Origin of the sequence: Glutamicibacter mishrai, from assembly GCF_012221945.1 — a bacterium.
GTDB lineage: Bacteria > Actinomycetota > Actinomycetes > Actinomycetales > Micrococcaceae > Glutamicibacter > Glutamicibacter mishrai.
Window position 1 is genome coordinate 1,143,436 of sequence record NZ_CP032549.1, and the last position, 12,171, is coordinate 1,155,606.

A 12,171-nucleotide genomic window follows, 5' to 3' on the forward strand; every position below is an offset into this window, starting at 1 on the left:
ATCAGTGATGGCCCCGTTGATGTTCATGCCCGCAGTGACCAAACTTTCGCGATACGTCTGCTTACATTGGTGGGTAAGCCGACGCATTCTTTGAAGGACGTTCATGACTCAGCAGCCACCACCGGAACCGGTGTATGCCGTTCCCGACTCAGCGCTGCGCTTCATTGGATTCTTGTCGTTTTTCGACCGGTACGGCACCCCACCGATGCTCCTGGCACTCTCTTTGGGTACCTCGTTGGATTTCTCCCAGGCAGTGCAGCTCATTGCCGCATACTCGTTGTTCTATGCCATCGGGCAGCCGCTATGGGGACTGGTCAGCGATCGTTTTGGCCGTTTGATTGTCCTGCGGACAGCGCTGGCCGGCGCCGGCATCGGCGCGCTGGCGAGCATCATGTTCAGCGATTATGTGCCATTGCTTGTCGCACGCTGTTTTACCGGGCTGATGTTCGGCGCACTGTACCCCACCCTGCTGACTTTGCTCGGCGACACCCGCCAAGGCGTTGAACGCGCTCGCGGCCTCTCCGATCTCCAGATCTATTCGTCGCTTGGGACCACGTTGGCAACGGTTTCCGCCGGCGCGCTGGCTACCTCCCTTGATTGGCGGTTGGTGTTTGCGCTGCCTGCCGTGGGATGCGTGGCCGCACTGTATTCATTGCGACGAGTACGCGAACCGCAGCATCCTCGCACGGGGTTCAGCCTGGTTGCGGCCTTGCGCCCGATGAATTTGGCCCTGTACACCATCGTCTTCCTAGAGGGCGCGCTGCTCATGGGGCTGCTGACCTATGTCGTTCCCGCCTTGCAGCACACTGGCGTATCCGTTGGACTTGCGGGCATCTTGGGGTGCGGGTTTGCCATTGGCGTGATCCTTGGAGCGCGGTTGATGCGGCGCTTGGTGGCTCGCTTCTCAAGAACCTGGCTGATCGGTTGCGGAGGACTGATGCTGTGCGGAGCTTTCCTGCCCTCGGCATTCTGGCCTTCGGCGTTTTCCTACACGGTCACCGCGCTGCTTTTGGGTGCCACGAACGCCATCATGCATTCGTCAATGCAGGGCTGGGCCACCGATATTGCGCCCGATGCCCGGGCTACGACGGTGTCATTCTTCGTGTTTTCGCTATTTGCCGGCGCTTCGGTGGCCACTTATCTCAGCGCAGCCATGGCCGAACAAGGGCACTACGCACAGATCTTCGGTTACGGCCTTGTCTTGAGCTTGGTGCTGGTTTTCGTTGCTGCTGGAACCCATGAGCTGTGGCGCAAGAATACCTCGGCAAACTAGGCGTTAGGTGCCTATAGCTGGTTATTTGAAGGCGCTGATGATCACGCCAAGCCCCATCAGGAACAGCGCAGCACAAGCCGTCCATTCCAGGCGCAACGCGATTTCTGGGCGCTTGAACCAGTGCATCGCCTTGGACGCGGCCGTGCTCAAGATCAGCATGTACAAGAATCCAACGGACGCGAAAATTGCGCCCAGGCCCATGCCCCAGAGGAAAGTATTCGAATCTTTGGGGATGAAGCTTGGCATCATGGCCAGGAACAGCAGGCCCAGCTTGGGATTCAGCGCGGCCGAAAGCATGCCGGAGATAAAGGTCTTGCCCAGCGAGTGATCGGCCTGGCGCGGCCCCTCGCGGGTTTCGGTTCGGGCGATAGCACTGTCAGCTTTCGCGACAGCCCGGGATTTCAAGAAACCCGTGACTCCGAGATAAACGAGATACAGCCCGCCGAGTATCGCAATGATGGTCTCGACGATGGGATACCGCTGAATCACCGAGGCGGCTCCTGCCCCGGCCAATGTCGCCCAGGCGAAGATGGCCACCATCATGCCGAGCGCTGCCACGATTCCGTGCAGTTGCCGTACCAGCGAATAACGCAGCACAAGGAAAGTGTCTGGTCCCGGTGAAAGTGTCACCATGACGCACACGCCAAGATACGCACAGAAAGAAGCCCAAGTCATAATGCACCAGTCTAGAAATGCCACGGCCCGCCTGACTAAACGGTGACGAGATCATGTCCGAGTTCCAGCCGTGCTGCAACACATTTTGCCGGTTCTTAGCAGAATTGGCCTAAAGGTTGATTTAATAGGTTCACCAACGAATTTGAAAGCAGGCGGCAATGTCTACTCCGAATGGCGAACCGCAGAATCCATATACAGCGGGGCAGCCAAATCAGGGCCAGAACCAGCAGTTCGGGCAGTATCGGCAATACCCGCAGTCGCAGTACCAGCAATCCCCGTATCAGCAGGGCTATCCCGGCTACCCGACGCAAGCGCAGTTCGAGGGAAGTCAACTTGCGCAGACGTCAATGGTCCTGGGCATCTTGTCGATTTTTATCTTGAATATCATTTTGGGACCTATCGCGATCGCCAAGGCCAACCGTGCTGAGCGCGTGTTCAATACGGCTGCGACAGCAGGCAAGGTGACCGGATGGATCGGCACCATCATCGGCCTGTTCTGGGTTCTCGGATTCGTAGGCACGATTCTCATGGCGATATTGGCACCGGAAATGTCCTACGAAACCTACGACAACGGGTTCTAGAACCACTCAAGAATTCGCTTAACGACAAATCCTCCGAACCACAATGGTTCGGAGGATTTGCCGGTATCGGCCCTCATACCGTCAACCCCATGACGGCCCTCGGGAAGCTATTTAGGCTGCAGCAGGCAGTACGAAGGAAGCATCGAGCTCGATCTTGACCTTGTCGCTGACCAGAACGCCACCGGCTTCCAGTGCCGCGTTCCAGGTGATGCCGAATTCCTTGCGGGAGATGGTGGTGGATGCGAAGAAGCCTGCGCGGGTTGCGCCGAAAGCGTCAACAGCCTGGCCGCCAACCTCAACTTCGAATTCAACTTCCTTGGATACGCCGCGGATGGTCAGGTCGCCTACGAGGATGAACTCGTCTGCGCCGCCCTTGACGCCGGTCGACTTGAAGGTCATGGTTGGGAACTGCTCGGCGTCGAAGAAGTCAGCGCTCTTCAGGTGGCCGTCGCGGTTCTCGTCCTTGGTGTTGACCGAGTTGATCTGGACGGTTGCTTCAACGCTGGAGGTTTCCAGGGTCTCGCCGATGTTCAGTGTTGCGTCGAATTCGGTGAAGCTACCGCGAACCTTGGAGATGCCAGCGTGGCGGACGGAGAAGCCAACCTCGGAGTGCGATGCGTCGAGGTTCCAGGTACCAGCGGTCAATGCAGTTGCAGCCATGTCTAAATCCTTTCGTCACGCCAACAGGTAGTTGACGTTTCAATTTGTTTCCTTGATACCAGTATGCACCGATTAAGTTGAAGCGTCAACAAGTTTTCTCAAGAAAATCTTGAACCTGCTGGATAGAACACGCCAATTCGGCCATTGACCTGCACTTTTATCGCGCAAAAAACTTTTCAACTTCTGCCGAAATCCCTTGCCCAAACTCAGAAAGCTCGCGCTCAAGGCTTCCGCTCTACTTCATTCTGCGCCCTACGCCGGCCCGGCGGAACCAACCGGGAATGAATCTTCAATGACAAAAGCTGAACCCCGACTCCTCCGAAGTCGGGGTTCAGCTTTTCAACTCATTGGATCCTGCACGCTAGATCATGGCTTGGAAACCAGGCCTTGATCAACCATCCATTCAAAGGCGACATCGGCTGGCTCGCGGCCAATAACATCCACTTGGTAGTTCAGTTCCATCAAGACCTCATCGGTCAGCAACGGAGCGATCTTGGCCATGATGTCCTTGACCTCAGGATGCTTCTTCAAGAACTCCCCATTGAACGCTGGTGCCGCGTTGTAGCTTGGGAAATACTTCCTGTCGTCTTCCAGAACCGTCAGGTTCAACGCCTTGATACGGCCATCGGTAGTGAATACCTCACCGAAGTTGCACGCGCCATCGGCGGTAGCCTGATAGATCGCGCCGACGTCATACAGGCCGATATTGCTCTCAGGCACTTCCGCGCCACGGTCGATTCCGTAGTGCTCCAGCATCGGGGTCAGGCCATCACGACGCGAATTGAATTCCGGGTCGACACAGAAGGTCAGATCCTTGGGATCAACATTCTTCAGCTCCGAAAGCTTGGTCACTCCCAGGCGCTTAGCGGTCTCTTCATTCATGGCCATCGCGTAGGTGTTATTCAACGGCGCCGGCTTGCCCCAGTCGATGCCGTTGGGAATGTCATCCTTCTTCACCGCTTCCCACTGGGCCTGTTCGCCATCGACCGGTTCTTCATGGCCAAGATAGGTCAGCCACGCGGTACCGGTGTATTCCCACAGCAAACTCGCGTCACCTGAAAGCAACAGCTGTCGCGCGGGCTGGGAGCCTGGCACGTTGGTCAGGTCCGTGACGTCGTAGCCTGCGGCTTCCAGAGCGATCACGGTGATCTTGCCCAAGAGCAGCTGCTCGGTGAAGGACTTGGACGTGACCGTCACTTCCACCTTTTCCGAATTCCCTGCTACGGGCTGGATCTTTCCTGGCCCCACCGCAGGCACTGTGCCGGTGGATGGGCTCAAGCCGCAACCGGTCAATCCAATGACAGCGGCAATGGATACCAAGGACAGTTTCATCGTATTTTTCATGACAGTCCCTTCGGCCGTGCAACCTGTTCGACAACGCGCCCCAGCCAGTCAATGGTCAAGGCCAGCAACGCAACCAGCAGAGAACCGGTAATCAGCACGACGTTGAGGTTGAGGTTCACACCGGTGGTAATCAGGATTCCCAGTCCGCCGCCGTTGATGAAGGTTGCCAGGGTGGCGGTACCCACCAGCAGCACCAGTGCTGTGCGGATACCCGATAGCATCACGGGGACCGCCAACGGCAGTTCCACTTTGAAGAGCACGGCCATCAGGCTCATGCCGATGCCCCGCCCTGCTTCGACGATGCGCTGGTCAACCTGCTGCAAGCCCACGATGGTATTGGAAAGCACCGGAAGAATGGCATAGATGACCAAGGAGACAATCGCGGTTTTCGCTCCGAAGCCGAGCCAGAAGGCCAGCAGCACCACAACGCCGATGGCCGGTGCGGCCTGCCCGAAGTTGGCGATGGCACGCACCGCAGGGGCTGCGCGACGCAGGCTCGGACGGGTCAGCAAGATCCCCAACGGGATCGCGATGATCAATACGATCACCGTGGAAATCACGGTGAGCTTCAGGTGTTCCAAGGTGTAGCCCCAGATCGTGGCCGGGTCCAGGGTCTGGCGCTCGGTCTCGGTCAGGTCGGCGTTCAGCAGCCACACCATGAGCACCGCGAATGCCGCTAGGATGGCAACGATTTGCCAGATGAGGGTTCGTTTTTCTGTGCTCATACGGGTTCACCATCCGGCTTGGCGGCCTCGCCCTCAATGTCCACGACATTGATTGCTCCCGAGTTCAAACCAACCGGCGCCGAGTGGTCCCCGTCCTGGGCGCTGTTGGCTGCGGCGATGGCTTCCATAACGGTCTGGACTGTAATGGTGCCCAGCAGCACGTCGCGCCGGCCGGTCACCAAAGCTGATTCGGAGCTGGCAACCAGCATCGTATCCAGCGCATCGTTCAGCGTCGCCTGTTCGCCGACAACCGGCAAGTTCTGGTCGTAGGTGCCATCGATGATTTCCGCACGCGATAGCTGTCTGCGGTCCAAACGGCGCAGCGGGCGACCGCGCGAATCCAGGACCACCGCGTACTTGCGGCCCGCTCCCTGCACCTGCGAGAGCACATCGGAGGCGCGCTTTCCCGGAGTCGTGGTGATGGCTTCTTCGAGATCCACCTCGTTGACTCGGGTCAAGGTCAACTGCTTCAAGCCCGCGCCGGAGCCGATGAAGTTCTCGACGAACTCGCTGGCCGGGTTGGCCAGAATGCGTTCGGGCGAATCGTATTGTTCCAGCTGGGCGCCTTCATTGAAGATCGCGATCCAGTCCCCCAGCTTCACCGCTTCATCGAAGTCGTGGGTCACGCAGACAATGGTCTTCTGGACCTCGGACTGGATGTTCAGCAGCTCGTCCTGCAAGCGCTGGCGGGTGATCGGGTCGACTGCGCCGAAAGGCTCATCCATCAGCAGGACCGGTGGGTCGGCCGCCAAGGCGCGGGCCACGCCCACACGCTGCTGCTGGCCGCCGGAGAGCTCCTTCGGGAAGCGATCGCGGTACAGATCCGGATCCAGCGAGACGAGTTCGAGCAGTTCGTCCACGCGGGCCGCGATCTTTTCCTTGGACCAGCCCAGCATCTTGGGGACCATGGCGATGTTGGTCGCCACGGTCATATGAGGGAAGAGGCCGCCTGCCTGAATGACGTAGCCAATGCGTCGACGCAGTTCGTCGCCGTTCATGCCGGTGACGTCTTCTCCGTTGATCACGATTTTTCCACTGGTCGGCTCGATCAGGCGGTTGATCATCTTCAGGGTAGTCGTCTTGCCGCAACCCGATGGGCCAACAAACATCACGATGGATCCAGCTGGAATCTCCAAGGTGAGGCCGCCGACGGCGGATTTCTTTTGCCCCGGGTAGGTCTTGGTGACTTCTTCGAGCATGATTGACGCACCCGTGACATCCTGGGCGGTCAAAGTTTCGGAGTTCTTATTTTCAGACACGGATACCTCGCGGGGTAGTCAGTCGGCCGATGCCGAGCAGAATCAGGTCAAGAATGAGCGCCAGAATCACGACGCCGATGACGCCGGTAATGACAGATTCCAGAGAGTTAGCTCCGCCGAGGCGGGAGAGGCCTTGGAAGATGAAGCCGCCAAGGCCCGGGCCCAGCGCATAGGAGACCACAGCGGCCACGCCCATGACCATTTGGGCCGAGACGCGCACGCCGGTCAGGATGACGGGCCATGCGATGGGCAATTCGACGGAGATGAGCGTTTTCAGCCGGCTCATCCCAATGCCCTTGGCGGACTCCACAATGGACGGTTCAATGTTGTTCAAACCCACGATGGCGTTGCGCAGAATCGGCAGTGCGGCAAAGAAGGTCACCACGATCACCGCCGGTGCTACACCGAAGCCGAAGGGAACGATCAGCAAACCGATCAAGGCGAAGGACGGGATGGTCAGGCCAATCGCGCTCACAGAGTTGGCGATGCCAGAGAGGGACTTATTGCGATACACCAAAACGGCAATAAGCACAGAGATGATTGTTGCCAGTATCAGGCACTGAGCGACAAGCGAAAAGTGCTGCCACGAGGCGAAGAAAATATGGCGATATCGCTCGCCAAAATAGTCACCCACATTAAAACCTACTTCACTTTAGTTTCGTATCTAGACCGGTCTCAGGGCAGTAAAACTGCCTAGTTCTTACTTCGACCTTACCGTTCGTAACGCAGGTCACCAAGATTCACGGGCCGGAATAGCGCGCTTTTCGCCTTGTTTAGTCGGTGGCAAGAATGCTTGCGGGAAGCTGACATGAGGTGTGATTTCGAGGCGAAATGTAGTGAGATGGAGTTATGAAACTTGCTACGATCCGCCTCGCCAGCGAACCCGGCCACACCACGGCAGCCGTCATCGAAGATGGCAGGGTCTTCTACCTGGACAACCTCGACACCGTCCAGCGCTTTCTGCGCCTTGATCAGGAAACCCAGCAGGAAGTCATCGCCCGCGCCTTGGTTGGCGAGTCGATTGCAGAAGGCGAAGCCGACTACGCTCCGCTGATTCCGAACCCGTCGAAAATCTACTGCATCGGCTTGAACTACAAGTCCCATGCAGCTGAAGTCGGAGAAGAGCTGCCAAAGTACCCCACCGTTTTCGCCAAATTCGCCTCATCGCTGTGCGGCGCCAATGACGCGGTAGAAATCCCGGTTGAGGATCATCGTGTTGACTATGAAGCAGAACTGGCCATCATCATCGGTACGTCGGGACGTCGCATCAGCGAGGAAGTCGCCTCGGCGCATATTGCCGGATATGCCGTCTCCAGCGATGTATCCATGCGTGGATACCAGGGACGCACCCAGGAATGGCTGCAGGGGAAAATTTGGGATCATTCCACTCCCCTGGGCCCATGGCTGGTGACCCCGGACGAGATGGATCCGGCTGCAAAAATCACCAGCGCAGTCAACGGAACGGTGGTCCAGGAGGGCCAGATCGATGATTTGATCTTCTCCCCGCCCCAGTTGGTTTCCTACCTTTCAACTTTTAATGAGTTGCAGCCTGGCGATGTGATCCTCACAGGAACTCCCGCAGGTGTCGCATTGGGCCGCCGAGACGAAAACGGACGGCATCCTTGGCTCAAGCACGGTGATGTGCTGGAGACCCGAGTCGAGGGTCTTGGCGTTGCCAGGACAACATTCCACGCGCCGCAGAATTAGCAGATACTTCGCAACAGGCTCACCAGTTCATCGGTCGCTGGTGAGCCTGTTGCTTTTCGCATGCCCCTTCACATCGTTTGTTATTGAGAATGATTCTCATATAAGGTAACTGGTGTGAAAGTTATCGTTCTCTCTTCCCTTGATAGTTCCTGCCGCGACGCCGGACTCAAGCACCTGAATAGCCACCAGCCGGATGCCGTAGTTCTTTCCTACGATTTCATTGAAAGGAATCGTTTGGTCCGTACCGTTTCGGGGAATGCTCCCGCAGAATACGGCGAGGCAGTCCTTGAACATCCATGCATCGGCTGCGCGGTGAAATACGAGATCTTCCCTGCCATCCAACGGCTGGCCCCGCGTCGACCAGGCGCAACCTTGCTCCTCGGGCTTCCAGCCACATGGCACAGCGGATCCGTACTGGAGTCCCTCGCCGAGAAACTAGCGGCAGAGGAAATCAGCGTCAGCAGTAGCGTCCTTTCCTTTGATCCCACAGAAATGGAAGACCAGATGTGGGACCGGCATACCCTCTGGGAATCGGGTTTCAGTTCCATGGAACGGGATCAGCGAACCGCCGGAGAGTACTTCTTCACCGAGCTCATGCAGGCTGACACCCTGATTCCAGTCGAAGGGATGCAAACCCAGCTCCTTGAATCACAAGACAGCCCTCGTCGAGCCGGAGGCAAGGACTTCATGGCAGGGATAGCTTTCGCCCGGCACCTCGCCCCGCATGCCACGCTGTGCCACCACGGCAACGAGATCGGATCCTTCAACCACGAGGACGTTCAGCAACGAACCAGAGCCGGACATATCCCGGCGGTCCCCCGGCATGCACCCTCAGATAAGGCGCCGATCCACTTGTATGCTGAACGCCCCTTGCACCCGCAACGATTCCGCGAAGCCCTCTCCGAACTTGCCGTATCGTGCACCTGCCTGCGCGGACGACTTTGGGTAGCCAGCGCCCTCAGTGAGCGGGTGGCCATCGGCGGCGCCGGCCCACGCATTTGGATGGAAAACACCGGTTCTTGGTCAACCGAAATCGCCGCCTCCGAATTACTGCTCTACGGCTCGGAACATGAAGCCGAAGAGATCTCCAAGGTGTTCAAGGACTGCCAAGTCACCGAAGACGAATTTCAAGAACTGCTCACTGCCACGTCAACTTCAGCAAATAACTCTGATCACCGAGGAGGTGAATGAAATGAAGGTTCGCAATTCCCTGCGCGCCCTGAAAAACGCGCCAGGCTCCCAGGTAGTCCGGCGCCGCGGACGCGTTTATGTCATCAACAAGAAGAATCCCCGGCTCAAGGCCCGCCAGGGATAGCTGGTTGTCCTGCCGGCACCGTCTCGTAACAAGCTGGCAGGACTAGCCGTCTGACGCGTGAATCACTCCGCCCACCTGCGCATTCAGTGACATGGGTCGCACGGTGTCTTAGGATGTGACCTATGAAAGCTTAGGCTTTTGTGTCATCACTCACTCGCGCAAAGGAATTTTGGACTTATGGAAGCGCTGGGAACACTCTTCGGAGATATCTCCTCATTTATTTGGGGACCGTTTTGCCTCATCCCACTCTTGTTGGGCACCGGTCTGTACCTGACCATCCGGCTCGGCGGGCTGCAATTCGTCAAACTTGCCGCTTCTCTTCGTCTTGGACTGCTCAAGCGCAAGGACGACGGCGCCGAAGGCGACGTCTCCCAATTCCAGGCGCTAACCACCGCATTGGCAGCTACCGTGGGTACTGGCAACATCGTTGGTGTCGCCACTGCCATCGGCATCGGCGGCCCGGGCGCATTGTTCTGGATGTGGGTCACCGGCCTACTGGGCATGGCCTCAAAGTATTCAGAGGCCTTCCTCGGAGTCCGCTATCGCGGTACCGACTCTGCCGGTGAAAAATCCGGCGGCCCGCAGTACTACTTGCAACGAGGTATCCGCGGACCATTGGGCAAGTTTCTTGCCCTGTTCTTCGCTATCGCAGCCACCTTGGCCAGCTTCGGCATCGGCAACATGACCCAGGGCAACTCCATTGCAGCCAACTTGGATAACTCCTTCGGCGTCACTCCATGGGTTACCGGCGTCATCTTGACCGTCCTGTCACTGGCAGTGCTTGTCGGTGGCATCAAGTCCATCGGCAAGGTGACCGCCGGTTTCGTGCCAGTCATGATTGTCTTCTACGTCGCTGCATCCATCTATATCCTGATTGCCAACGTCGGCGGCATTCCGGCGGCCTTCGGCGAGATCTTCACCGATGCCTTCACCGGCACCTCTGCAGTGGGCGGCTTCACCGGCTCGGCGATCATCATCGCTGTTCAGTACGGTGTAGCTCGTGGCATCTTCTCCAACGAGTCGGGCATGGGTTCGGCTGCTATCGCAGCTGCCGCTGCACAGACGACCCATCCTGTTCGCCAGGGCCTGGTCTCGATGACCCAGACCTTCATTGACACCATCATCGTGGTCACCTGCACCGGTCTGGTCATCATCACCACCGGTACCTGGAACAAGATTGATGAAGCTACCGGCGAGCAGGTTTCTGCCGCGCTGATGACCGGCGAGGCCTTCACCCATGGCTTGCCTGGACAGTGGGGCCACTGGGTTGTCACCCTCGGTTTGGTGATGTTCGCCTTCTCGACCATCCTGGGCTGGTGCTACTACGGCGAGCGCAACATCGAACGCCTGATCGGCCGCAAGGCCGTTATGCCATTCCGCGTGCTGTTCTCGCTGATCGTCTACGTAGGCTGCACCACCGAGCTGACCGCAGTGTGGAACTTCTCCGACATGATGAATGGCCTGATGGCACTACCGAACTTGATTGGCTTGCTGATCATGTCCGGATTGATCGCACGCGAGACCCGTTGGTACCTGAAGAACGACCCGAAGCTGGAAGCCGGCAAGGCCCAGATCGAGGACTTCATGAAGGACCGCGATGGCTGGAGCCAGTGGAAGTCCGGCGACGTGATCGGCTCTTCCCACCAGCGATAAAGTAATAGCAGATCAACAAAAAGCTCATCTCGGCAAGGCCCTGATTCAGGGACTGCCGGGATGAGCTTTCTGTTTTACCTGCGAAGAATCTACTGCAGAACCATTACTCGTTCCACAGGCCATAGGAGTCGGCCAGGTCGGCGATCTTCTGCGCACGGGCCAAACGAGGCAAGTACGAGCCGTCACCCACCGAAGCACCAGCAGCATGTGCCTCCAGAAGCTCCATGGCCCACGACAGTTCGTCTTCGCTCGGAGCCAACGCCGCGTTGATGCCGTCAACGTGATCTGGTGACAGCGACAGCTTGCCGGTCATGCCCATGGAAGCGGTCACGCGGGTCTCTTCGGTCACCTTGGCGGCATCGGCCCCAGCCGGTGGCGGACCGTCGATGGCGCCTGGCAGCTTTCCGACACGGGAAGCGATAACCAGCTTGCCGCGGGCATAGGCCAAAGCCATCGGGTCATCGGAGACACCGGTATCCTTACGGAAATCGTTGACGCCGAAGGCCAGACGGAAGGTGCCTGGAGCCGAAGCAATAGCCGTTGCGTTCTCGATGCCCAGCGCGGTTTCGATCAGCGCCAAGACCGGGGTGCCCGCGCGCAGGCGCATAGCACTGTAGGTCACCTGCTCTGGCTGTTCGGTCATGGCGAGCATGATTCCGCGAAGGCCTGGTGCCTCGGAGAGAGCTGCAAGATCGTCAGCCCAGAAGTCGGTGTCAATGCCATTGACGCGCACCCATGCGGTCATGCCGTTGGACAGTGCGCGGACTACATTGTCGCGGGCTGCAAGCTTCTTGTCATCGGGGACGGCAGCTTCCATATCGAAGATGACCGAATCGGCTTCACATGCAAGAGCCGGAGCGAAGTCCTCCTCTTTAGCTGCGTTCACCAAAAGCCAGGAACGGGACAGTTTTGCTGGGAGAGCCGCTGCTCGACGATTTCGAAATGCCATAGTTCCCAGACTACTCACTCGTGCCATGGT

At 58.1% G+C, this 12,171-nt stretch carries 13 protein-coding genes; 6 read left to right on the forward strand and 7 right to left on the reverse strand.

The annotated features are described in order from the left end of the window. Positions 1-103 precede the first annotated feature (103 nt). Positions 104-1,273: an MFS transporter gene (locus D3791_RS05425; protein WP_172511517.1), complete on the forward strand. Its 1,170-nt coding sequence runs from the start codon at positions 104-106 to the stop codon at positions 1,271-1,273. A 21-nt stretch (positions 1,274-1,294) separates the two neighbouring features. Here D3791_RS05425 and D3791_RS05430 read toward each other — a convergent pair whose 3' ends face one another. Continuing rightward, positions 1,295-1,906, reverse strand: coding sequence for a LysE family translocator (locus D3791_RS05430; RefSeq protein ID WP_172511518.1), 612 nt, complete (start codon positions 1,904-1,906; stop codon positions 1,295-1,297). Between the two features lie 200 nt (positions 1,907-2,106). On the opposite strand from D3791_RS05430, the gene D3791_RS05435 reads away from it, so the two are divergent. Next, on the forward strand, positions 2,107-2,529 hold the full coding sequence (locus tag D3791_RS05435) for a DUF4190 domain-containing protein (RefSeq protein WP_022876149.1): 423 nt from the start codon (positions 2,107-2,109) through the stop codon (positions 2,527-2,529). A gap of 111 nt (positions 2,530-2,640) precedes the next feature. Here the strand turns inward: D3791_RS05435 and D3791_RS05440 are convergent, their stop codons facing one another. The 5 genes from D3791_RS05440 to D3791_RS05460 all read right to left on the reverse strand — a co-directional run bounded on the left by D3791_RS05440 (position 2,641) and on the right by D3791_RS05460 (position 7,151). Next, on the reverse strand, positions 2,641-3,189 hold the full coding sequence (locus D3791_RS05440) for a YceI family protein (protein WP_022876150.1): 549 nt from the start codon (positions 3,187-3,189) through the stop codon (positions 2,641-2,643). 366 nt (positions 3,190-3,555) lie between these two features. Next, positions 3,556-4,533, reverse strand: a complete 978-nt coding sequence (locus D3791_RS05445) for a glycine betaine ABC transporter substrate-binding protein (protein WP_172511519.1) — start codon at positions 4,531-4,533, stop codon at positions 3,556-3,558. After that, positions 4,530-5,258 (reverse strand): ABC transporter permease, encoded by a 729-nt coding sequence (locus D3791_RS05450; protein ID WP_022876152.1) that lies wholly within the window; start codon positions 5,256-5,258, stop codon positions 4,530-4,532. Before D3791_RS05450 ends, D3791_RS05445 begins: the two co-directional genes overlap by 4 nt. Continuing rightward, positions 5,255-6,457 carry an ABC transporter ATP-binding protein gene (locus D3791_RS05455; protein ID WP_052165289.1) on the reverse strand — a complete coding sequence of 401 codons (1,203 nt, stop codon included), beginning with the start codon at positions 6,455-6,457 and terminating at the stop codon, positions 5,255-5,257. The genes D3791_RS05450 and D3791_RS05455 overlap by 4 nt, the downstream gene beginning before the upstream one ends. 52 nt (positions 6,458-6,509) lie before the next feature. Further along, positions 6,510-7,151, reverse strand: coding sequence for an ABC transporter permease (locus D3791_RS05460; RefSeq protein WP_022876154.1), 642 nt, complete (start codon positions 7,149-7,151; stop codon positions 6,510-6,512). Between the two features lie 215 nt (positions 7,152-7,366). Between D3791_RS05460 and D3791_RS05465 the strand changes: the two genes are divergently transcribed. The 4 genes from D3791_RS05465 to D3791_RS05480 all read left to right on the forward strand — a co-directional run bounded on the left by D3791_RS05465 (position 7,367) and on the right by D3791_RS05480 (position 11,192). Then, a complete protein-coding gene (locus D3791_RS05465) occupies positions 7,367-8,224 on the forward strand; it encodes a fumarylacetoacetate hydrolase family protein (RefSeq protein WP_022876155.1) in 858 nt (285 codons plus the stop codon). A 114-nt stretch (positions 8,225-8,338) separates the two neighbouring features. After that, a complete protein-coding gene (locus tag D3791_RS05470; protein WP_172511520.1) occupies positions 8,339-9,415 on the forward strand; it encodes a GTP-binding protein in 1,077 nt (358 codons plus the stop codon). Position 9,416: 1 nt separating this feature from the next. Beyond that, positions 9,417-9,539, forward strand: a complete 123-nt coding sequence (gene ykgO, locus D3791_RS05475; protein ID WP_022876157.1) for a type B 50S ribosomal protein L36 — start codon at positions 9,417-9,419, stop codon at positions 9,537-9,539. A gap of 177 nt (positions 9,540-9,716) precedes the next feature. Then, the gene (locus D3791_RS05480) at positions 9,717-11,192 is read left to right on the forward strand and encodes an alanine/glycine:cation symporter family protein (protein WP_022876158.1); all 1,476 of its coding nucleotides are present in this window, start codon (positions 9,717-9,719) and stop codon (positions 11,190-11,192) included. A gap of 103 nt (positions 11,193-11,295) precedes the next feature. Here D3791_RS05480 and D3791_RS05485 read toward each other — a convergent pair whose 3' ends face one another. Further along, the gene (locus tag D3791_RS05485) at positions 11,296-12,141 is read right to left on the reverse strand and encodes an HpcH/HpaI aldolase/citrate lyase family protein (protein WP_022876159.1); all 846 of its coding nucleotides are present in this window, start codon (positions 12,139-12,141) and stop codon (positions 11,296-11,298) included. Positions 12,142-12,171: the final 30 nt, after the last annotated feature.

Coding starts and splice junctions, on each gene's coding strand:
- D3791_RS05425 (WP_172511517.1), top strand. CDS start 104: ATGACTCAGCAGCCACCACCGGAACCGGTGTATGCCGTTCCCGACTCA.
- D3791_RS05430 (WP_172511518.1), bottom strand. CDS start 1,906: ATGGTGACACTTTCACCGGGACCAGACACTTTCCTTGTGCTGCGTTAT.
- D3791_RS05435 (WP_022876149.1), top strand. CDS start 2,107: ATGTCTACTCCGAATGGCGAACCGCAGAATCCATATACAGCGGGGCAG.
- D3791_RS05440 (WP_022876150.1), bottom strand. CDS start 3,189: ATGGCTGCAACTGCATTGACCGCTGGTACCTGGAACCTCGACGCATCG.
- D3791_RS05445 (WP_172511519.1), bottom strand. CDS start 4,533: ATGAAAAATACGATGAAACTGTCCTTGGTATCCATTGCCGCTGTCATT.
- D3791_RS05450 (WP_022876152.1), bottom strand. CDS start 5,258: ATGAGCACAGAAAAACGAACCCTCATCTGGCAAATCGTTGCCATCCTA.
- D3791_RS05455 (WP_052165289.1), bottom strand. CDS start 6,457: ATGCTCGAAGAAGTCACCAAGACCTACCCGGGGCAAAAGAAATCCGCC.
- D3791_RS05465 (WP_022876155.1), top strand. CDS start 7,367: ATGAAACTTGCTACGATCCGCCTCGCCAGCGAACCCGGCCACACCACG.
- ykgO (WP_022876157.1), top strand. CDS start 9,417: ATGAAGGTTCGCAATTCCCTGCGCGCCCTGAAAAACGCGCCAGGCTCC.
- D3791_RS05480 (WP_022876158.1), top strand. CDS start 9,717: ATGGAAGCGCTGGGAACACTCTTCGGAGATATCTCCTCATTTATTTGG.
- D3791_RS05485 (WP_022876159.1), bottom strand. CDS start 12,141: ATGGCATTTCGAAATCGTCGAGCAGCGGCTCTCCCAGCAAAACTGTCC.